This window comes from Streptosporangium sandarakinum, assembly GCF_013409935.1.
GTDB classification, from domain to species: Bacteria; Actinomycetota; Actinomycetes; order Streptosporangiales; family Streptosporangiaceae; genus Streptosporangium; species Streptosporangium nondiastaticum.
Genome location: NZ_JACCCO010000003.1, coordinates 18,217 through 37,863 on the forward strand (window position 1 = coordinate 18,217; position 19,647 = coordinate 37,863).

Consider the following 19,647-nt stretch of genomic DNA (forward strand, 5'->3'; position numbering starts at 1 on the left):
TTCCGCGCGGTGCGTTCCGGGGCGGCGGAGGGTTTTCCACAGGTCGGCCCGATCCCGGCCGGCCGTCCACAGAACGGGATTCGACCCGACGGGGGAGACCCGGAACGCGCGAGGCTCTGGGCCATGACAACCGACCTCCCGGCCTCGCCCGTCCAGCCCGTCTCCCTCGCCGACCGGCCCGGCCTCCTGCTCAGGTCCACCGAGGACATCCTCGGCGCCGTGCCGTACCTCCTGGGGTTCCACCCGGCCGACAGCCTCGTCGCGATCGGACTGCAGGGCCGTCCTCCTCGGGGACGGCTGCATCTCACCGTCCGCTGGGACCTGCCGCCGGTCGACCCGGACGCCGCCCAGGTCGCCGCGGTGTTCCGCCGGGAGGGGGTCACCCAGGTCATCCTGGCCGGATACGGCACCGGCCCCCTGGTGACCCCCTCCATGGACGAGACCGTCGCGGCCTTCCGCCGGGGCGGCCTCGTCGTCGTCGACGCCCTGCGGGTGGAGGACGGCCGCTACTGGTCCTACCTCTGCTCCCGGTCCGGATGCTGCCCTCCGGACGGCACGCCGTACGATCCCCGGGCCGGGGAGATCGCGGCCCGGGCGACCGTGCGGGGGCTGGTCGCCTTCCCCGACCGCGAGTCCCTGGCCAGGTCGCTCGACCCCGTCGGCGGCGCCGCGCGGGAGGCCATGCGGCAGGCCACGGCCCGGGTCGCGAGGGAGATCGGGGAAAGGCTCGCCGTCTGCGGCGACGTCGATGGGTTCGCGGCGGAGTTCGTGGCCGACGGCGTGGCCCGGGTCCGCGCGGCCATCGGCGCCTACGCCGCGGGCGGGCGGCTCGACGACGAGCAGGCGGCCAGGCTGGGGCTCGACCTGGCGGTGGTCCGCGTCCGCGACGAGGCGTGGGCGCTCGTCACCGACGACTCCTGCGACGTCCACCGCCGGCTCTGGCAGGACCTCACCCTGCGGCTGGAGCCACGGTTCGTCCCACCGGCCGCCTCCCTGCTCGGCGTGGTCGCCTGGCGGGAGGGCGACTCCGCGCTGGCCGGGATCGCCCTGACCCGCGCGCACGAGGCCGACCCCGGCTACTCCATGGCCAACCTGCTCATGCACGCGCTGCGGCACCTGGTTCCGCCGCAGGCGCTGAAGGACAGGATGCCCAGTCCCGAGGAGTTGGACCAGGAGATGGGCAGCCCCCGGGCCGCGTGGCTGCTGCCCATGATCTCTCTGCTGGAGGAAGCCGGGACGCCGGCCGGATGACCGGCCGGTCCGGCGCCACCACCGTCAGTCTTCGGCGAGCTTGCGGCGCTCGTTGTAGGCCCGCATCCGCGGCGGGTAACCGGTCAGCTGCACGTCGTAGACCGGAAGCGACAGGTCGCGGGCCACCTTGCGGATCACCGCGGGGGAGCCGACCCGGCGCCTGGTCCACTCGCCGTCGTCCGCGATGGCCATCGCCGTGGTGTCCGTCGCGAAGGTCTCCGGCTCGACGTAGAACTCGACACCCCGGCGTGACTTGGCGAAGGCGATGAGCGCCTCGATGTCGGCGTCGGTGGCCTCACGATCGAACTTGGCGATCTTAGGGCCGCCTCGCCGCCTCAATCCGTAGCGATCCCGCCATCTCATGCCTCTTATATACATCTCCCAGGGGTCCGGCGGTGTGATGCCAGGGTGATCCCTAGGGGATATCCAAGGGTTTATCCGGATGGACCGCCCGAAAGCTCGCCACAATCATGGAGGTAAGCCAGCGACGAAAGGTATGTCGGTCTCATGCAACGCACAGCGACACCGGGGGCGAACCCGTGGCGCGAAACCGGGGCGTCCCCCGCTCCGGGGCCGGGCTATGCCGGTCTGCGGGTCAGCAACCAGGACCGGGAGCAGGTCGTCGAGCACGTCAAGGCCGCCTATGCCGAGGGACGGCTCGACAAGTTCGAGTTCGACGACCGGCTGGACCGGGCCATGACGGCCCGCGTCCACGGTGACCTCATGCCGATCATGTACGAGCTGTACGGCTCCCACCCCGCCGTACCCGCGTACCACCCGCCGGCGGGCGGGCGATCCCTCCCTCATCCCGCCGCGCGGGCGAAGGACGGGGGCGACCGCGTGGGCGCGGCGGCGGCGCACCTGCTGCCGCTGACCGGCCTGCTCGCGATCGGCCCGCTGATCATGCTGCTCGCCGCCGGCAGGACCTCGCCCTACATCCGCAGGCACGCGGTCGAGGCGCTCAACTTCCAGCTGACGCTGCTGGGGGCGACCGTCCTCCTGGCCATCACCGTCGTGGGCGCCGTGCTGATCCCGGTGGCCTGGATCGGCGCCGTGGTGCTGTCGGTGGTCGGCGGAGTCAGGGCGCTGGCCGACGACGACTTCCGGTACCCGCTGACGATGCGCCCGGTGAAGTAAACCTCCCCGCCGGCCGGGAGGGGGCCGGCCGGACATGAGGGCTTCACCGCGCGGGAGGGACCCGGGCGGGCGGGAGGGGGCCGGGGGCGGGATCCCACCGGCAGGCGTCACCGACGGGCAGCGGGGGGCGGGCGGTCACGGGGAGTTCACCGGCCGGTCGGGGGACCGGTCAGGTGGCGAGGACCTCGTACTCGACCCGCATGACACCCGCGCCGGTGTCGCCGATGGCGGAGAAGGCCGCCCTGGACAGGTCCAGGCAGCGTCCGCCCGTGTAGGGGCCGCGGTCGTTGATCCGGACCGTCACCGACTCGCCGTTGGCCGGGTTGGTCACGCGGACCTTGCTGCCCAGGGGGAGGGTCCTGTGGGCGGCGGTCATCGCGTCCGGGTCGAAGCGCTCGCCGCTGGCGGTCATCTGCGGCTCGTCGTAGTAGGAGGCGCCGCAGGTGCCGCTGGAGATCACGCGTCCCGCGCGCGACGTGTCGCGGGTGCCGGACCGCCGCGTCTTCGGTCTGCTGGCCGTCTTGTCGCCCTTCGGCGTGTTCCGCGCGGTGCTCTCGGTCGTGTGCCTGGCGGTTCTCCCGGTGTCCTTCGACGTGGAGGCGGTGTCCCGCCCACCCCCGGACCGCGGACGCGGGGCGGCCTTGGCGGTGGGGCGCGTTACGGAGGATGTTCCCGTCGTGGCGGAGGTCCCGGGGGAGGCCGCGGGCGAGGGGGAGACACGGGGGCTCACCTCGTCGGCGGCCGCGGAGGCGTTCGGACGGGGCGTCCCCGAGGAGGACTTCTCCGAGGGGGACGCCGAGGGGGAGGCGAGGACGCCCGGCGCGGCGTCGTCGGGGCCGCCGGCCTGCCGGGGAGTGAAGACGGCCGAAGCGGACGCCCGGGAGGCGTGATCGTCGGCCGAGAGCGCCCAGGCGGTGCTCGACACCGCGACCACCGCGGCGGCGCCGGCGGCCATGACCGCCAGGCGGCGCCGGTTCGCCTCCGGCTTCCGGAAGGGGAGTGTCTTGTCGGACGGGGGAGCGGAATGCAGGCCCAAGGGTAACCACGGTCCAAGGTCGGGGACAGGACGCGAGACGGCCGTGGGGCACGGGGGACCAGGGGGGTGCAGGCCGTTCTCGTAGGCGGGGAGACGGAATGTCGCCCACGTAATGTGGTCGAACATATGCGACAAAGAACTGGCAAAGGAAACTTAAAGCGCTACAAGTGATTCATCTCACTGTGCCAATGAATCTTGATGAATGCGCCAAGAAATGATCGTGCGCAGGTCACGAGGGATCATGCCGACGTCCGGATCCGCGATCTCCGGATTGGCCCGCAGGGTTGCGAGCGTACGCGGTGAATCTTGGAAATACCGGCGAAATGCGGATTCCCGTCCGGCGCGCAGGCGGCCTGCCGCACGCGTCGAACGCGATGATCCGTCCGGCGGCGTGCCGGGGCGGGGCGGGGAACCCCCGGGGAGGCGCCGTGGCCGCTCATGTCTCCGGATCGTTTCCCCGGTTCGGGGCTCTGGCGGCGGTCAGAGCATGAGGGAGCGCACCGTCTCGACGGTGTCGGCCTCGTCGGCGCTCTTGTCGGGGCGATAGCGGATCACCCTGGCGAAACGCAGCGCCATGCCACCGGGGTAGCGGCTCGACTGCTGGACCCCGTCGAACGCGATCTCGACCACGAGCTCGGGGCGGACGGTGACCGCCCAGCCGTCGGTGGGACCATCGGCGATCTCCAGCAGGCGGCCGGTCTGCCACGCCAGCAGCTCGTCGGTCAGTCCCTTGAAGGTCTTGCCGAGCATGACGAAACCACCGGTGCGCGGATCGAGCGCCCCCAGGTGAAGGTTGGAGAGTCTGCCCTGACGCCGGCCGTGACCCCATTCGGCGGCGAGGACGACCAGGTCGAGGGTGTGCCGGGGCTTCACCTTGACCCATCCGGCGCCGCGCCTCCCGGCGGCGTAGGGCGCCCGCAGGGACTTGACCACCACGCCCTCGTGGCCGCTCCGGAGCACGTCCTTGAAGAACGCCTCGGCGCTCGCGAGGTCGTCGGTCACCAGCCGGGGGGTCACCAGCTCCGCGGGGACGGCCGCCGCGAGGGCGGCGTGGCGGGCTTCGCCGGGCAGGTCGAGCAGGTCGGCGCCGTCCACCCGCAGCGCGTCGAAGAAGAACACGCTCAGCGGGGTCTTCGCGCGCATCCCCGGCACGTCGAGGCGGCTCGACACGCGGCCGGAGGTGACCTGGAAGGGCTGGGGGCGGCCGTCGGGCCGCAGAGCGATGACCTCGCCGTCCAGGACCAGGTCCGCGGCGGGCAGCGCGCGGACCGCCTCGACCAGCTCGGGCACCTGGGCGGTGATGTCGTCGAGCGTGCGGGTGAAGACGGTCACCTCGTCGCCGGAGCGGTGCGCCTGCACCCGGACGCCGTCGAGCTTCCATTCGAGCGCGACCGGCCCGCCCAGCTTGTCCAGCGCGGCGGCCATCGAGGCGGCGCTCTGGGCGAGCATCGGGGCGACCGGATGGCCGACCTCCAGGTGGAAGGCGCGCAGGGCCTCGACCCCGCCCGCCAGCGCGGCGGCGCCCACGGCGGGAAGCCAGCCGCGCAGGGTCAGCGCCCGCCGGACCTCCGTCACCGGGACCCCCGCGGCCTTGGCGACGGCCTCCGTCATCACCCCGTGCAGCGCGCCCTGGCGCAGCTCGCTGCGGAGCAGCCTGGACAGGAAGACCTGCTCCTGGCGGGTGACCGCGCCGAACAACTCGTCGAGCAGGGCCTTGCGCGCGAGCTGGGAGCCGGGACCGGCCTGGGCCTTGATGCGGTCGAGGAGGCCGTTCACCTCGCGCAGGGTGGCGGTCGCGACCAGGCGGGGCTCGGGCGGGTCCTGCAGTGCGGCCCAGCCCACGCCGATGTTGCGCTGGGGCAGCTCGCCGGAGAGGTAGGAGATGGCGATCTCGGCCTCGCCGGGCTCGGTCCTGCCGAGCAGCTCCGCGAGCTGGGCGATCTTCGCCAGGCGTGCCGGGGTGGCCGCCACGGCGGCCGAGGTGCGTGCGAGCTCGATCAGCAACACAGCCATCACCCTACGAGTCGCGGCCGGTGTTCCGGCGACGAGGGCCGCCGCTTTTCCGGGGGTCCTGCCCGGGAACGGGGCTCTACCCGGGAACGCGTGGCGGTCCGGGAACGAGGCTCTGCCCGGGAACGCGTGGCGGTCCGGGAACGGGCGGCCGTCCGGAAGCGGGTGACCGATCGGGGCCGGCCGCCCGGGGACGGACGGCCGCCCGCGGTGACGTCAGTTCACGCCGAGCAGGTCGACGACGAAGATGAGCGTCTCACCCGGCTTGATGAGGGGCCCCGCGCCGCGGTTGCCGTAGCCGAGGTGGGGCGGGATGACGAGCCGGCGGCGGCCGCCGATCTTCATGCCCGCGACGCCCTGGTCCCATCCCGCGATCACCCGGCCGGCCCCCAGCGGGAACTGGAAGGTGTCACCGCGGTTCCACGAGGCGTCGAACTCCTCGCCGGTGGAGAAGGCGACGCCGACGTAGTGCACGGTGACCATGTCACCCGGCTTGGCCTCCTGGCCGCTTCCCTCGACGATGTCGGTGATCTGCAGCTCCGAGGGGGCCGCACCCTCGGGGAAGTCGATCTCCGGCTTCTCCAGTGCCACGTGGTTCTCCTTATCGGTTGCGCGCCGACCGGTTTCCGGCCGACCGGACGACTCTACGGGGTCCGGCGGGCACGCGAGGGACGGAGGCACCCCCTCCCGGTCCGGGCGTGGCGCCGCGGGCGGGCGGGTCACCCGGTGAACGCGAGAGAGCGATTTCCCATCGGGGCCCGGCCGGGCTCCCTCCGGCCTCCGGGCCGGAGACAGAACAAGATTCCGGTGTGTGCGGACGCCTCTGGGGGAGCGCTCCCACAGACCTTTGGGGATCTCTCCGGAATGGTATTGAGCTGCTCTGATTCAAATCAGAAGAGATCGGGGCGCCGGAGACGCCGCCCTCGCCCGCGCGGCTCGGTAACGGCGATCGTTATCCCCGGAGATGTTGACACGCCTCCCATGTGCCATCAGCCTCTCTCCCTGAGAGCGCTCTCTTCATGATCATCTTGAGGACCCAGGGAGGGTTCCATGAGCACCCCACGCCGATTGCTCGCCCCGGTGGTCACCGCGTCCGCACTCGCCCTGAGCCTCGCCGCCTGTGGCGGCGGTGCCGCCACCGACGGCGCGGACGCCGCCAAGCCGGGGGAGAAGATCAAGCTGACGGTCGCCCTCTTCGGCGACTTCGGCTTCAAGCCGCTGTACGAGGAGTACAGGAAGACCCACCCCGACGTGGAGATCGTCGAGCGGGTGACGAAGTTCGACGACCATCACAACAACCTGGTCAAGCAGTTGGCCACCAACGCGGGCGCCGCCGACGTCGAGGCCGTCGAGGTGGGTTTCATCAGCACCTTCACCGCCCAGCCCGCCAAGTTCCGCGATCTCAAGGAGTTCGGGCTGGACCGGCGGAAGAGCGACTACCTCGACTGGAAGTGGCAGCAGGGCCTGTCGAAGGACGGCTCCACGCTGCTCGGCCTCGGCACCGACGTCGGCGGCCTGGCCATGTGCTACCGCAGGGACCTGTTCGAGAAGGCCGGCCTGCCCGCCGAGCGCGAGAAGGTCTCCGAGCTCTGGCCGACGTGGGACGCCTACATCGAGACCGGCAAGAAGTTCACCGAGGCCAAGGTGCCGGGCGCCAAGTTCGTCGACAGCCCGGGAGAGCTGTTCCGGGCCATGGTCAACCAGGCCCCGACCGGCTTCTACGACCAGCAGGACAACCTCATCGCGGCCGGCAACCCGGACGTGCGGAAGGCGTGGGACACCTCCGTCAAGGTCGTCCAGAACGGGCTGTCGGCCAAGCTCGCCGCCTTCTCCCCGCCGTGGAACACCGGCTTCGCCAAGGGCTCCTTCGCCACGATCATCTGCCCCGCCTGGATGACCGCCTACATCCAGGACCAGGCCAAGGACGCCGCGGGCAAGTGGGACATCGCCACGGTGCCCGGCGGCGCCGGCAACAGCGGCGGCTCGCACCTCATGGTGCCCAAGCAGAGCAAGCACCCCAAGGAGGCGGCCGAGCTGATCGACTTCCTCACCTCCAAGGAGAACCAGGTCAAGGTCTTCAAGGAGACGGGCAGCTTCCCCTCCATCCCCGCCCTCTACGACGACCCGTCGATCCAGGGCTTCACCAAGCCGTTCTTCAACGACGCCCCGGTCGGCAAGATCTACTCCGAGGCCGCCAAGGCGCTCAAGCCCCAGCACCTCGGGCCGAAGGAGGCCCTGGTCCGCGCGGCCTTCGGTGACGGCATCGGCCGTGTCGAGCAGGGCAAGCAGCAGCCCGAGGAGGCCTGGAACCAGGCCCTCAAGGACGCCGAAACCGTCAAGTGACGGCGCGGCCGGCCCGGGACGACCGGGCCGGCGCCCCCGGCCCGGGCCGACGCCCCCGGCCCCGACCCCGCGTGGCGCGCTCGGTCCCGCGCCGACGCCCCGGTCCCCTGACCCGCCGGCCCCCGAAAGCGACCCCCGGGCCCCTCGAAAACGACCCCCCGACCTCCCGAAAGGCCCAGCCATGGCCACTCGTGCCCCGGACCGGCCGGCGGCCACGATCACGGGGCGGGCGTCCCACCGCCCGCCCCGGCGCTTCCTGAGCCACCGGTTCGACATGAAAGTCTCGCCGTACGCCTACGTCGCCCCGTTCCTCGTCCTGTTCTGCGCGTTCGGGGTCTTCCCCCTCGTCTACACCGCCTGGGTGAGCCTGCACGAGTGGACCCTGCTCTCGGACGTCCACAGGTTCATCGGCCTGGACAACTTCGCCACGCTGCTCGGCGACGGCTACTTCTGGAACGCCACCTTCAACACCCTGTCCATCGGGGTGCTGTCCACCGTCCCGCAGCTGATCATGGCGATCTGGCTGGCGAGCCTGCTCAACCGCCCGCTGCGGGCGCAGACCTTCTTCCGGATCACCCTGCTGCTGCCCAACGTGACCAGCGTGGTCGCGGTCGTGGTGATCTTCAGCCAGCTGTTCGGCCGCGACTTCGGTCTGATCAACTGGATGCTCTCCTGGTTCGGCGGCGACGGCGTCGCCTGGAGCGAGGGCACCCTCTCCTCGCACGTCGCCCTCTCCGTCATGATCATGTGGCGGTGGACGGGGTACAACGCCCTGATCTTCCTCGCCGCCATGCAGGCCGTGCCACGGGAGCTCTACGAGGCGGCGACCCTCGACGGGGCGTCGCCGTACACCCAGCTCCGGAGGATCACCATCCCGATGATCCGGCCGACGATCATCTTCGTGGTGATCGTCTCCACGATCGGGGCGATGCAGATCATCGCCGAGCCGCTGCTGTTCGGCGCGGGCACCAACGGCGGCAACATCGTCACCGGCGGGCCGGACCGGCAGTTCCAGACGCTCGCGCTCTACGTGTACGAGCGCGGCTTCGTCAACTTCGACTTCGGCTACGCCTCGGCCGCCTCGTGGGTCATGTTCGCCTTCGTGGTGGTCGCCGCGGCCGTCAACTACCTGTTCATCAGCCGTTCGCGGGGAGACCTGACATGACCTGGCCGGCGCACAGAGGATCCGGGGACGACCGGAACGGCCCGGGCGTCCGGGACGACCGGCGCGACGGGCGGAAGGGGGTGAGCGGCCGGTGAGGCTGCGCTATCTGACGCTGACCGCGGTGGCGTTCTTCTCCGCGTTCCCCCTGTACTACAGCGTGGTCGTCGCCTCCCGCGACAACGCCGCGCTCGCCCAGGTGCCGCCCCCGCTGCTGCCCGGCGGCAACTTCCTCGCGAACGTGCAGCGGGTCTTCGACACCGTCCCGTTCGGGCTGGCGCTGCTCAACTCGTTCGTGGTCTCCGGTTCGATCGCCCTCACCGTGATGTTCTTCTCGACGCTGGCCGGTTTCGCCTTCGCCAAGCTGCGGTTCCGGGGCAGGAACGCCATGCTGCTGATCACCGTGGCGACCATGATGGTCCCGGCCCAGCTCGGCATCATCCCGCTGTACATGCTCATGGTGAAGGTCGAGTGGACCGGCACCATGTACGCGCTGGTGGTCCCGGCGCTGGTCAACGCGTTCGGCGTGTTCTTCATGACCCAGTTCCTGCAGCGCGCGCTGCCGACGGAGCTGCTGGAGGCGGGCAGGATCGACGGCTGCACCACCTGGGGGCTGTTCCGCCACGTCGTGGTCCCGGCGGCCCGGCCGGCGGCGGCGGTGCTCGGCATGCTCACGTTCATGACCGCCTGGAACGACTACTTCTGGCCGCTGGTCGTCCTGACCCCGGAGAACCCGACGGTGCAGGTGGCCCTGTCCACGCTCGCCAGCGGGTACGTCAACGACTTCGTGCTCGGGCTGTCGGGGACCGCGCTGGGGACCCTGCCGCTGCTCCTGGTGTTCGCGCTGCTCGGCAAGCAGATCATCGGAGGCATCATGCAGGGGGCGGTGAAGGGGTGAGCCGCGCCGGGCGGCGTGCCGCGGCGCCCGGGTCCGCCCGACGGAAAAAGGACTGCTGGGGGAGTGGCAGATGAGACGACCCACTTTGGAGGCGGTCGCCGCCCGCGCCGGAGTCTCCCGGGCGACCGTCTCCCGGGTGGTGAACGGCCAGGCCACCGTCACCCCGGACATCCGCGAGACGGTGATGCGGGCGGTGCGCGAGCTGGGTTACGTCCCCAACGGCGCGGCGCGGAACCTGGTCACCCAGCGGACCAACTCGATCGCGCTGGTGGTGTCGGAGTCGCCGAACCGGGTGTTCTCCGACGACCCGATGTTCTCCACGGTCATCCGCGCGGCCAGCCTGGAGCTGGAGGCCGCGGGCAGGCAGACGGTGCTGCTGCTGGCCGGGTCACCGGAGAGCCACGCCCGGGTGGAGAACTACATCGGCGGCGGCCACGTGGACGGCGTCATGCTCGTGTCGAGCCACAGCGCCGACCCGCTGCCCGGCGCGCTCACCCGGTTGCGCGTCCCGGTCGTGTCGTACGGCAGGCCCGCGGTGCCGGTCGAGATCCCCTACGCGGACGGCGAGAACGCGGCGGGCGCCGAGCACGCGGTGCGGCACCTGCTGGAGCGGGGCCGCCGCCGGATCGCGACCATCGCCGGGCCGCTGGACATGGTCGCCGGCCAGGACCGCCTCGCCGGGTACCGGGACGCCCTGCGGGAGGCCGACCGCCGCTCCATCATCGCGGTCGGCGACTTCACCCGCGAGTCGGGCGCGACGGCGATGCGGCAGCTCCTGGAGGACGATCCGGAGCTGGACGCGGTGTTCACGGCCAACGACCTGATGGCGATCGGGGCCATGTACGCGCTGCGCCAGGCCGGCCGCTCCGTCCCCGGCGACGTCGCGGTCGTCGGCTACGACGACATAGAGGCGGCCCGCTACACCGACCCGCCGCTCACGACGGTCCGCGCCTCGCACGCCGAGCAGGCCGCCACCATGGTGCGGCTGCTGCTCGCGCTCATGGAGGGAGGACCGGCCGAGCCGGTGATCATGCCGGCCGATCTCGTGATCAGGCAGTCCACATAGCAGCGGCCAGGCGGTCCACGCGAAGGCGGTCAGGCGGCCCTCGTGGACTCCCGCACGACGAGCTCGGTGGGCAGCACCACGGGCCCCCGCTCCTCCAGACCCAGGACCATCCGGGCGAGCCACCGCCCCATCTCCTCGGTCGGCTGCCGGACCGTGGTCAGCGGCGGCTCGGCGTAGGAGGCGGCCGGGATGTCGTCGAAGCCGACGACCGCGACGTCACCGGGGACGGAGCGGCCGGCGTCACGCAGCGCCCGCAGCGCTCCCAGCGCCATCAGGTCGTTGGCGGCGAACACCGCGTCCAGCTCCGGGTCGTCGGCCAGCAGGTGACGCATGGCCGCCGTTCCCGACTCGCGGGTGAAGTCGCCGACCGCGACGATGGAGCGGCGGTCGGAGTCGCGCAGGACGTTCCGGTAGCCGGTGAGGCGGTCGATACCGGCGACCATGTCCTGGGGACCCGCGATGGCGGCGATCCGGCGGCGGCCCCGCTCCAGCAGGTGCCGCACCGCGCGCTCGGCGCCGCCGACGTTGTCCATGTCCACGTACGGCAGCTCGCCGGCCATGGTGGGACGTCCACTGCAGACCACCGGGACGCCCCGGCGGGCGAGGATCGCCGGAAGCGGGTCCGAGCCGTGCATCGACGCCACGATCACGCCGTCCACGTGCCCGTTGGTGGCGTAGCGCTCGACCCGGCGGTAGCTGCCCTCGGTGCCGGCGAGCATCAGCACGAGCTGCTTGTCGGCCTCCTCGAACTCCATGCTGACGCCCCGGATGATCCCGCCGAAGGTCGGGTCGTCGGAGAAGACCCTGGTGGAGGGCTCGGGGAAGACCAGGGCGATCGAGTCGGCGCGCTGGGTGACCAGGCTTCGCGCCGCCTGGTTGGGGACGTAGCCCAGCTCGTCCACGGCGCGGTTGACCGCCTCGCGGATCTGCGGGGCCACCCGGGTGGAGCCGTTGATGACGCGGGAGGCGGTCGCCCGGGACACTCCGGCCCGGGCGGCCACCTTCTCCAGCGTCGGCCGTGCCCTCACAGGCCGTTCCGCCGGATGACGTCGCGATACCACAGGGCGCTGTCCTTGGGGGTGCGGCGCTGGGTGGTGTAGTCGACGTGCACGACGCCGAACCGCTTGCCGTAGCCCTCGGCCCATTCGAAGTTGTCCATCAGCGACCACACCATATACCCGCGCAGGTCGGCCCCCTGCTCGATGGCGGCGTGCGCGGCGCGCAGGTGCGCGTCGAGGTAGGAGACCCGGTCGGGGTCGTGGACCGCGCCGTCCTTCACCTCGTCGTCGAAGGCCGCGCCGTTCTCGGTGATGACCAGCGGGGTGCCCGGGTAGTCGCGCGACAGCCGTACGAGGAGGTCGGTCAGGCCGAACGGCTGGATGGCCCAGCCCATCGCCGTCTTCGGCGCGTCGGCGCCGCCGAAGGCGATCCCCTCGCTGCCGGGGAAGACCGGGCTGGCGGGCTCGCCGGGGCGGGCCGCGACGGTCTGCGGGGTGTAGTAGTTCACGCCCAGCAGGTCGATCGGCCGGCTGATGGTCTCCAGGTCGCCGTCCTCGACGAACGACCAGTCGGTGAAGCGGCGGGCCCGCTCGACCACGTCGGCGGGGTACTCGCCGCGCAGCACCGGGTCGAGGAAGATCCGGTTCTGCAGGCCGTCCACCAGGGAGACCGCGACGGGGTCGTCGCCGATCACCGGCGCGAGGTTCAGCGTGATGCCGACCTTCGCGGCCCCGCCGGCCCGCAGCGCGCCGACGGCGAGCCCGTGGCCGAGCAGCAGGTGGTGGACGGCGGTGAAGGCCAGTTCGGGCTCGGCGCGGCCGGGGGCGTGGATGCCGGAGCCGTAGCCGAGGAACGCCGAGCACCAGGGCTCGTTCAGGGTGGTCCAGGTCTCCACCCGGTCACCCAGGCGGGCGTGCATGATCGCGGCGTAGTCGGCGAAGCGCTCGGCGGTGTCCCTGGCGATCCAGCCGCCCCGGTCCTCCAGGCTCTGCGGCAGGTCCCAGTGGTAGAGCGTCACGATCGGGGTGACGCCGGCCTCGTGCAGCTCGTCCACCAGGCGGTCGTAGAAGTCGAGGCCGCGCGGGTTGACCGGGCCGGACCCGTCGGGCTGGATGCGGGGCCAGGAGACGGAGAAGCGGTAGGCGGCCAGGCCCAGGTCGCGCATCAGCCGGACGTCGTCGCTGCGGCGGTGGTAGTGGTCGCAGGCCACGTCGCCGGTGTGTCCGGCGCGGACCTTGCCGGGGGTCCGGGAGAAGGTGTCCCAGATGGAGGGACCTCTGCCGTCGTCCGCGGCCGCGCCCTCGATCTGGTAGGCGGCGGTCGCCGCCCCCCACAGGAACCCCTCGGGGAAGGTCAGCGGGCCGGTGTCGCTGGACCCTGTGGCGGACGTGGTCATCTCTGGGGCTCCGTTCTGTCGGTCACACGCGTGAGAGCGCTCTCCCGAGAATCCCGTTCCGGAGAAGGCGTGTCAAGAAGAACCCGACGGTAACCGTACTGTCACGGATATCGCCCCCGGCGGAAAGGGCCGACAAATCTTCCAGAGAGCGCTCTCACAGCTTCGGACGGATCGTCCGGGGGAGGACGCGTGGCCGGGCTCCGCCGCCGTCCCGTCGGCGGGCGTGGCCCGGCTCGGCGCTCGCCGTCACCGCGTGCGGGTCCCCGGGCGGCGGAACCGCCGTCCCGGCGCGCGGCCTCCACCGGGTACGGCGAGCGCGACGGCGGGGCCGCCGGCGGGCGGGACCGTCAGTATCCACTCCCCGGTCCGGGACGTCGAGACAGGCTCGCCACTTCGTCCGGGCCCCGGAGGCCGCCTACGTCACCGCGTCCGGCGAGGGCACCGTGCCGGTGGCCGACGGCCGCCCCGGCGAGATCACCATGGTGATCCACGTGGGGGACGACCCCGTGGGGACCACCGTCGGCCGCCTGGCCGGAGGGGAGACCGGGCGGCGGGTCGTCGCCGTGAGCCGGAACGACGGAGGGCGCGGGGGCCACGGTGCTCGCCGTGGCCCCCGCGCCCTCCGTGTTCGTCGGCTCCGCCGGGACCTGCCGCGGATCCCCCGCGGCGAAGATCCGCGGCGAAGATCCGCGGAACAGAACCTAGGAGCGGCTCGGGTCGGCCGTGTCGCGGTCGGGCCGGGGAGCCTGCGCGGGAACCGAAGGACGCCCGTCCGCCGGCCGCCCGTCCACCGGCAGTCCGGTCACGGGGTGCCCGTCCGCCGGCCGCTCGGTCACGAGGTGCCCGTCCGCCGCCTGCTCGTCCACCGGCCGTCCGGCCATGGGGTGCTCGTCCGCCGCCTGCTCGTCCATCGGCCGCTCGGTCGCCGGGTGCTCGTCCGCCGGCCGTCCGGCCGCGGCGCCGGGATACCGGACGCTCGGGGCGGTGGGCCGTACGGCGTCCGGGTCGTAGATGCCCGCCGACGGCGGCACCTCGACGACGACGGTGTCGGCGGGGCCGCTGGCGGCCTCGATCACGGCACGGGCGTCGTCCAGATGCGAGGCCGCGACCAGCACGTCGTAGCGGCCGGCGACGATCGCGCTGCGCGAGACGAAGTCCCGCTTGCCGCCGGTGAAGAAGTGGTTGACGAACCCGAACGCGGCCCCCACCACCGCGCCCCAGAGCGCGGCCCAGAGCACGAGCACGACGAACGACATCGTGGTGGAGGTGAAGAGCCCGAGGAAGGCCCCCACCACGGCGCCGAACGCCAGGCCGTTGCCGGCGCCCCGCAGCGCGGCCCTGCCGTTGGTCATCCGGCCGGTGACGGTCTCCTCCAGCCGCAGGTCGCTGCCGACGATCGCCACGTGCTCGACGGGGAATCCCGCATCGGAGAGCATGTCCACGGTCCGCTGGGCCGCCGCGTAGTTGTCGTAGCCGACCAGCGCTCTCCGGTCCACGACGACGAGCCGCTCCGCGGGCGTCGTCGTGGCGGTGGGTACGTGTGTCATGTCCGCTCGCCTTCCCGCTGTGTCAGTGGGTGATCGGACAGGCGACTACCCCGGCGCGCGGCGACAATGCGTGCGCCCGCCGTACAGGTGTGTGACCGTACGGCGGGCGCGAGAAGGACACGGGCGGAGAGCGCGGGTTACCAGCTCTGGTGCAGCGGCATGCCCTCGGTGTAGCCCGAGGAACTCTGCACGCCGACGACCGCGCGCTCGTGGAACTCCTCCAGGTCGGACGCCCCGGCGTAGGTGCACGCCGAGCGCAGGCCCGCCACGATGGCGTCGATCTGGTCCTCGACGCTGGGCCGGACCGGGTCGAGGTACATCCTGGAGGTGGAGATGCCCTCCTCGAACAGCGCCTTGCGGGCCCGCTCGAAGGGGGAGTCCTCGGCGGTGCGCAGCTTCACCGCGCGGGCCGAGGCCATGCCGAAGTTCTCCTTGTACCTGCGGCCGTCGGCGGCCGTGCGGGTGTCGCCGGGTGACTCGTACGTGCCGGCGAACCAGGAGCCGATCATCACGTTGGACGCCCCGGCGGCCAGGGCGAGGGCCACGTCGCGCGGGTGGCGGACGCCGCCGTCGGCCCAGACGTGACGGCCCAGGCGGCGTGCCTCGGCCGCGCACTCCAGCACGGCGGAGAACTGCGGACGGCCCACGCCGGTCATCATCCGGGTGGTGCACATGGCGCCCGGTCCGACGCCGACCTTGAGGATGTCCGCCCCGGCCTCGACGAGGTCGCGCACCCCGGCGGCGGTGACGACGTTGCCCGCGGCGACCGGCACGCCCGGGTCGAGCGCCCGGACCGCCTTCAGCGCGCTGATCATCTTCTCCTGGTGCCCGTGGGCGGTGTCCACCACCAGGCAGTCCACCCCGGCCTCCAGCAGCTCCCCGGCCTTGGCGGCCACGTCGCCGTTGACGCCGACGGCGGCGGCGACGCGCAGCCTGCCCGAGGCGTCCACGGCGGGCTTGTAGAGCGTGGCCCGCAGCGCGCCGGTGCGGGTGAGGATGCCGACCAGCCGGCCGTCGCCGTCGACGATCGGGGCGAGCCGGTGGCGGCCCTCGTGGAGCCGGTCGAACGCCTCGCGCGGGTCCAGGCCGGCGGGCAGGGTGAGCAGGTGGTCGGAGGACATGACCTGTGACAGCTGCGTGTACATGTCCACGCCGCCGCAGTCGCCCTCGGTGACCACGCCTATCGGGCGGTTGTCCCAGTCGACGACGATGATCGCGCCGTGCGCCCGCTTGGGGAGCAGGTTGAGCGCCTCGCCGACGGTGTCGTGCGAGGTGAGGGTGAGCGGGGTGTCGTGGACCAGGTCACGCCGCTTGACCCAGTCGACGACGTCGGCCACCACCTCGATGGGGATGTCCTGCGGGATCACGGCGATGCCGCCGCGGCGGGCGACGGTCTCGGCCATGCGGCGCCCGGCGACCGCCGTCATGTTGGCCACGACGATCGGGATCGTGGTGCCGGTGCCGTCGTGGGCGGCGAGGTCGACGGAGAGGCGCGAGCCGATCGAGGAGCGCGACGGGACCATGAAGACGTCGCTGTACGTGAGGTCGTAGGCCGGGGTCATCCCATTGAGAAACTTCACGTTCGTCCACCTTATCCGGTGATGACGCGGCAGGAGACCTCCCCGTTCCGGCGATCGGGAACGGAGGCCGTCACTCCGGGCTACAGCTAGGATCCCGTTTGCGCGAATCAAGCGGGATGGCCATGGGAGGCGTTGTGATCGTCGTTGATCGGCCCGAGTTGCTGGTCGTCGGCCGTGCCGTACGGACGTCGAACGCCGAGGAGGGGGAGGGCCGGGGAAGGCTGGCCGCGCTGTGGGCGCGGGTCGGGGTCCCCGGAGCGTTCGCCCACGTCCCGGGCCGGGTGGACGAGAACGTCTACGCGGTGTACACCGACTACGAGAGCGGTCACCACGGCGCCTACACGGTGGTCGTCGGGGCGGCGGTGCGCAGCGCCGCCGCCATGCCCGAGGGGATGGTCGCGGTACGGGTGCCCGCCGTGCCGTGCCTGAAGCTGGAGGCCCGCGGGCAGCTGCCCGAGGCGCTGCTGGACGCCTGGCAGCGGTTGTGGAAGCACACCGAGTCGGGCGGCACCCCGCCCCGCGCCTTCACCACCGACCTTGAGGTCCACCACGCCGAGGGCGTGGACGTCTACGCCGCGGTCTTCCCCTCGATGGGCTGACGGGGCGGGCGGCCGGACCCGGTGGCCGTCCGGCCCGCGCCTCGGCCGTCCCTCAGTCGTCCTCGTCCTCGTCGTCGTCCCGTGGCGGGTCGGGCATCCGCAAGGCCGCCAGGAGGGACGGCAGGATGAGGTGCGTCGCGATCATGGCGTACACGAGCAGGAAGATCGCGGTCGTCGGGACCTCGACGACCGACCTGTCCCCGTCGGCGAGGAGGACGAGCGCGAGGACCGCGCAGAGCATGATCGTGGTGCCCCGGCGGGAGCCGGCCTGGAGCCGCAGGCGTTCGAGGGCCTGCCGCTCGTCGAGGTGCCGCCCGGCGAGGCCGATGACGCCGCGGGTGGCTCCGACGAGGGCCGAGTAGACCACCGCGTAGATCACCAGTGCGGCTCCCCACAGGGCGAAGGTGGTCCACATCGCCAGGGAGCTCGGTGCGAGGTACCAGCACACGACCGCGCTGACCCAGCCCAGCGCGGCCGAGGCGGCGCCCACGCCGGCCAGGACTCGGCGGCTCCGGCGGGTGGCGTACCAGGAGCGGGGCGGCCAGGTGCGATAGTGCCTCTCCACCTGCTCGGGGGTCAGGCCGCCCATCACTTCACCTCACTGCCGAGTCGGGGGAACGGTTTCAGGGAGAAGACGACCTCCAGCGGCACCTCGAAGTACGCGGCGATGCGCAGGGCCAGGTGCAGGCTGGGGCTGTACTCGCCGCGTTCGAGGTAGCCGACCGTCTGGTAGTGGACGCCCAGCGCGGTGGCCAGGTCCTTGCGTGACACGCCGCGCTCGGCCCGCAGCACCGAGATCCTGTTGTAGACGTCTTCCGTGGCCACCACGGTAGTCTCCCAGCTCTCAGGGCGCCTGCGCGGCCGGTCGCCGATCGGCGAGCCGGGACCCGGACTCCCGCCGGGTCACCCGGCGGACCATGACCGGGGCCAGCAGCATCCCCGCGACCGCCCACGCGCCGAGCGCCAAGGCCACCCAGGGCAACCGCCAGCTGCCGGCGATCTCGGCGGCGAGCATGCTGTCGGGCATGAACGCCGCCCGCAGTCCGAGCCCCTGCCAGTAGAGGGGGAACGCCTGCGAGATCCACTGGACGGGCTCGGGCATGAAGGTCACCGGAATCATGACGCCGGAGGTCACCATCAGGATCATCATCGGCAGGCCCACGGCCCCCGCGGCGGTCTTCGGGTTGGGCAGCAGGCAGCCTATGGCGACGCCCAGCGGGACCACCGCGACCGTGCCGAGCAGCAGCGCCCAGGCCAGCGTCAGCCAGTCGCGGGGCAGCCCGGCGTCGCCGACGACCACGCCGGTGGCCAGGATCAGCACGCCCTGCACGACGATCTGGCAGAGGAAGGTCACCGCCCGCCCGGTGAGGTAGGCGGTGATGCCGCCGGGGAGGGTGCGCAGCCGCAGCAGCGTCCCGTCCTCCCGGTCGGTGGTCAGCGCCATCGGCAGTGCCATGAGCCCGTTGGAGAAGACGGTGAATGCCAGGAAGCCGATGGTCATGAACGTCGACTGGGAGACGCCGGTGCCCTCCACCGGGCCGTCGCCGATCCACAGGATCAGCAACGCGAAGATCCCGACCGTGCCGACCGTGCTGTTGATCAGCTCTCTGCGGTCCCTGACCAGGTGCAGGTATTCCGTCCAGCCCCGTCGCAGCCCGATGCGCAATCCCCTGGCGTTCACGCCGCCCCCTTTGGCCCGGGGCGTCCCGGTGGTCGCGCCGTCCGGAAGGGCCGCCGTGGTCGTCGTGGTCGCTGTGCCGGTCATGCCGCCCTCCCGACGAGGCTCAGGTAGTTCTCCTCCAGTGACGGGCGCCGGACCTGCAGGCCCGGCACCGGGCCGCCGAACCGCTCGTGCAGCTCCCACGCCGCCCGCGACGGGTCGGCCGTGGTGAGGACCCGCTCGCGGCCGTCCTCCAGCCAGCGCACCTGCGACTCGGCCCGTACGGCGTCGGCCAGCTCGGCCGGGCTCCCGCACGCGACGATCTCCCCGCGGACCAGGATGGCGGTGCGGTGCGCCAGCTTCTCGGCCTCGGCGAGGTCGTGCGTGGTCAGCAGCACCGTCATGCCATCGGCGGCGAGCCTCTCCACCAGCAGGTGGAACTCCCGCCGCGCCTCCGGGTCGAAACCGGTCGTCGGCTCGTCCAGGAACAGCAGCTCCGGCCGGCCCATGATGCCGAGCCCCACGTCGAGGCGGCGGCGCTGGCCGCCGGACAGGCGGCTCACTCGTTGCGCGGCCTGCTCGGCGAGCCCCAGCGCGGCCAGCAGTTCGTCGGGGTCGCGGGGACGGTCGTAGAACTCCCCGACGTGGGCCAGCAGCTCCCGGACGCCCCAGCGGCCGTGGTCGCGCCAGCTCTGCAGCACGATCCCGAGCCTGGCCCGCCAGGCGTCGCCGCCGCGGGCCGGGTCGGCGCCCAGCACGCTCACCTCGCCCGCCGACCGGTTTCGGAAGCCCTCCAGGATCTCGATCGTGGTGGTCTTGCCCGCGCCGTTGGGCCCGAGCAGCGTGAAGATCTCGCCGCGCCGGATGTCGAGGTCGACGCCTCGCAGCACCTCGGCCGTGCCGTACGCCATCCGCAACCTGCGGACGCTCACCGCAGTACTCATGCCATGGAATGTAGTACAA

19 protein-coding genes are annotated in these 19,647 nt (G+C 72.3%); 7 read left to right on the forward strand and 12 right to left on the reverse strand.

The window, feature by feature from the left end; genetic code table 11:
- Positions 1 to 123 precede the first annotated feature (123 nt).
- Positions 124 to 1,251 carry a DUF4192 domain-containing protein gene (locus HDA43_RS26710; RefSeq protein WP_179826575.1) on the forward strand — a complete coding sequence of 376 codons (1,128 nt, stop codon included), beginning with the start codon at positions 124 to 126 and terminating at the stop codon, positions 1,249 to 1,251.
- A gap of 24 nt (positions 1,252 to 1,275) precedes the next feature.
- Here HDA43_RS26710 and HDA43_RS26715 read toward each other — a convergent pair whose 3' ends face one another.
- Positions 1,276 to 1,614 carry a hypothetical protein gene (locus HDA43_RS26715; RefSeq protein WP_179826577.1) on the reverse strand — a complete coding sequence of 113 codons (339 nt, stop codon included), beginning with the start codon at positions 1,612 to 1,614 and terminating at the stop codon, positions 1,276 to 1,278.
- 144 nt (positions 1,615 to 1,758) lie between these two features.
- Between HDA43_RS26715 and HDA43_RS26720 the strand changes: the two genes are divergently transcribed.
- Complete coding sequence (locus HDA43_RS26720; protein WP_179826579.1) at positions 1,759 to 2,388, forward strand: DUF1707 and DUF4870 domain-containing protein; 630 nt, start codon at positions 1,759 to 1,761, stop codon at positions 2,386 to 2,388.
- A gap of 169 nt (positions 2,389 to 2,557) precedes the next feature.
- Here HDA43_RS26720 and HDA43_RS35415 read toward each other — a convergent pair whose 3' ends face one another.
- The 3 genes from HDA43_RS35415 to HDA43_RS26735 all read right to left on the reverse strand — a co-directional run bounded on the left by HDA43_RS35415 (position 2,558) and on the right by HDA43_RS26735 (position 6,025).
- Positions 2,558 to 3,424, reverse strand: coding sequence for a septal ring lytic transglycosylase RlpA family protein (locus HDA43_RS35415; protein ID WP_246424731.1), 867 nt, complete (start codon positions 3,422 to 3,424; stop codon positions 2,558 to 2,560).
- A gap of 480 nt (positions 3,425 to 3,904) precedes the next feature.
- Positions 3,905 to 5,431, reverse strand: a complete 1,527-nt coding sequence (locus tag HDA43_RS26730) for an ATP-dependent DNA ligase (RefSeq protein ID WP_179826581.1) — start codon at positions 5,429 to 5,431, stop codon at positions 3,905 to 3,907.
- A 219-nt stretch (positions 5,432 to 5,650) separates the two neighbouring features.
- A complete protein-coding gene (locus tag HDA43_RS26735; protein ID WP_179826583.1) occupies positions 5,651 to 6,025 on the reverse strand; it encodes an FKBP-type peptidyl-prolyl cis-trans isomerase in 375 nt (124 codons plus the stop codon).
- Between the two features lie 459 nt (positions 6,026 to 6,484).
- On the opposite strand from HDA43_RS26735, the gene HDA43_RS26740 reads away from it, so the two are divergent.
- The 4 genes from HDA43_RS26740 to HDA43_RS26755 all read left to right on the forward strand — a co-directional run bounded on the left by HDA43_RS26740 (position 6,485) and on the right by HDA43_RS26755 (position 10,903).
- Complete coding sequence (locus HDA43_RS26740) at positions 6,485 to 7,777, forward strand: ABC transporter substrate-binding protein (protein WP_179826585.1); 1,293 nt, start codon at positions 6,485 to 6,487, stop codon at positions 7,775 to 7,777.
- A gap of 181 nt (positions 7,778 to 7,958) precedes the next feature.
- On the forward strand, positions 7,959 to 8,942 hold the full coding sequence (locus tag HDA43_RS26745) for a carbohydrate ABC transporter permease (RefSeq protein ID WP_179826587.1): 984 nt from the start codon (positions 7,959 to 7,961) through the stop codon (positions 8,940 to 8,942).
- Positions 8,943 to 9,033: 91 nt separating this feature from the next.
- Positions 9,034 to 9,837, forward strand: a complete 804-nt coding sequence (locus HDA43_RS26750; RefSeq protein WP_179826588.1) for a carbohydrate ABC transporter permease — start codon at positions 9,034 to 9,036, stop codon at positions 9,835 to 9,837.
- 70 nt (positions 9,838 to 9,907) lie between these two features.
- Positions 9,908 to 10,903, forward strand: coding sequence for a LacI family DNA-binding transcriptional regulator (locus HDA43_RS26755; RefSeq protein ID WP_179826591.1), 996 nt, complete (start codon positions 9,908 to 9,910; stop codon positions 10,901 to 10,903).
- A 29-nt stretch (positions 10,904 to 10,932) separates the two neighbouring features.
- Here the strand turns inward: HDA43_RS26755 and HDA43_RS26760 are convergent, their stop codons facing one another.
- The 4 genes from HDA43_RS26760 to HDA43_RS26770 form a co-directional block, all read right to left on the reverse strand.
- Complete coding sequence (locus HDA43_RS26760) at positions 10,933 to 11,931, reverse strand: LacI family DNA-binding transcriptional regulator (RefSeq protein ID WP_218912941.1); 999 nt, start codon at positions 11,929 to 11,931, stop codon at positions 10,933 to 10,935.
- Positions 11,928 to 13,298: a GH1 family beta-glucosidase gene (locus HDA43_RS34515; protein ID WP_218912652.1), complete on the reverse strand. Its 1,371-nt coding sequence runs from the start codon at positions 13,296 to 13,298 to the stop codon at positions 11,928 to 11,930. Before HDA43_RS34515 ends, HDA43_RS26760 begins: the two co-directional genes overlap by 4 nt.
- 701 nt (positions 13,299 to 13,999) lie before the next feature.
- Positions 14,000 to 14,845, reverse strand: a complete 846-nt coding sequence (locus HDA43_RS26765) for a YflT domain-containing protein (RefSeq protein ID WP_179826595.1) — start codon at positions 14,843 to 14,845, stop codon at positions 14,000 to 14,002.
- A gap of 137 nt (positions 14,846 to 14,982) precedes the next feature.
- Complete coding sequence (locus tag HDA43_RS26770) at positions 14,983 to 16,425, reverse strand: GuaB1 family IMP dehydrogenase-related protein (protein WP_179826596.1); 1,443 nt, start codon at positions 16,423 to 16,425, stop codon at positions 14,983 to 14,985.
- 134 nt (positions 16,426 to 16,559) lie between these two features.
- On the opposite strand from HDA43_RS26770, the gene HDA43_RS26775 reads away from it, so the two are divergent.
- Positions 16,560 to 17,024, forward strand: a complete 465-nt coding sequence (locus HDA43_RS26775; RefSeq protein WP_179826598.1) for a GyrI-like domain-containing protein — start codon at positions 16,560 to 16,562, stop codon at positions 17,022 to 17,024.
- A gap of 52 nt (positions 17,025 to 17,076) precedes the next feature.
- Here the strand turns inward: HDA43_RS26775 and HDA43_RS26780 are convergent, their stop codons facing one another.
- Genes HDA43_RS26780 through HDA43_RS26795 form a run of 4 tightly spaced genes read right to left on the reverse strand, consistent with a single transcriptional unit; the run spans position 17,077 to position 19,628 of the window.
- Positions 17,077 to 17,613: a hypothetical protein gene (locus HDA43_RS26780; protein WP_179826600.1), complete on the reverse strand. Its 537-nt coding sequence runs from the start codon at positions 17,611 to 17,613 to the stop codon at positions 17,077 to 17,079.
- Positions 17,613 to 17,852, reverse strand: a complete 240-nt coding sequence (locus HDA43_RS26785; RefSeq protein WP_346023179.1) for a helix-turn-helix transcriptional regulator — start codon at positions 17,850 to 17,852, stop codon at positions 17,613 to 17,615. The genes HDA43_RS26780 and HDA43_RS26785 overlap by 1 nt, the downstream gene beginning before the upstream one ends.
- Positions 17,853 to 17,868: 16 nt before the next feature.
- Complete coding sequence (locus tag HDA43_RS26790) at positions 17,869 to 18,789, reverse strand: ABC transporter permease (RefSeq protein WP_179826604.1); 921 nt, start codon at positions 18,787 to 18,789, stop codon at positions 17,869 to 17,871.
- On the reverse strand, positions 18,786 to 19,628 hold the full coding sequence (locus HDA43_RS26795) for an ABC transporter ATP-binding protein (RefSeq protein WP_179826606.1): 843 nt from the start codon (positions 19,626 to 19,628) through the stop codon (positions 18,786 to 18,788). The genes HDA43_RS26790 and HDA43_RS26795 overlap by 4 nt, the downstream gene beginning before the upstream one ends.
- Positions 19,629 to 19,647: the final 19 nt, after the last annotated feature.

What these genes read in the sequence shown, in the direction of transcription:
- HDA43_RS26710 (WP_179826575.1), top strand. Translation starts at nt 124, where the DNA reads ATGACAACCGACCTCCCGGCCTCGCCCGTCCAGCCCGTCTCCCTCGCC.
- HDA43_RS26715 (WP_179826577.1), bottom strand. Translation starts at nt 1,614, where the DNA reads ATGAGATGGCGGGATCGCTACGGATTGAGGCGGCGAGGCGGCCCTAAG.
- HDA43_RS26720 (WP_179826579.1), top strand. Translation starts at nt 1,759, where the DNA reads ATGCAACGCACAGCGACACCGGGGGCGAACCCGTGGCGCGAAACCGGG.
- HDA43_RS26740 (WP_179826585.1), top strand. Translation starts at nt 6,485, where the DNA reads ATGAGCACCCCACGCCGATTGCTCGCCCCGGTGGTCACCGCGTCCGCA.
- HDA43_RS26745 (WP_179826587.1), top strand. Translation starts at nt 7,959, where the DNA reads ATGGCCACTCGTGCCCCGGACCGGCCGGCGGCCACGATCACGGGGCGG.
- HDA43_RS26755 (WP_179826591.1), top strand. Translation starts at nt 9,908, where the DNA reads ATGAGACGACCCACTTTGGAGGCGGTCGCCGCCCGCGCCGGAGTCTCC.
- HDA43_RS34515 (WP_218912652.1), bottom strand. Translation starts at nt 13,298, where the DNA reads ATGACCACGTCCGCCACAGGGTCCAGCGACACCGGCCCGCTGACCTTC.
- HDA43_RS26765 (WP_179826595.1), bottom strand. Translation starts at nt 14,845, where the DNA reads ATGACACACGTACCCACCGCCACGACGACGCCCGCGGAGCGGCTCGTC.
- HDA43_RS26780 (WP_179826600.1), bottom strand. Translation starts at nt 17,613, where the DNA reads ATGGGCGGCCTGACCCCCGAGCAGGTGGAGAGGCACTATCGCACCTGG.
- HDA43_RS26790 (WP_179826604.1), bottom strand. Translation starts at nt 18,789, where the DNA reads ATGACCGGCACAGCGACCACGACGACCACGGCGGCCCTTCCGGACGGC.
- HDA43_RS26795 (WP_179826606.1), bottom strand. Translation starts at nt 19,628, where the DNA reads ATGAGTACTGCGGTGAGCGTCCGCAGGTTGCGGATGGCGTACGGCACG.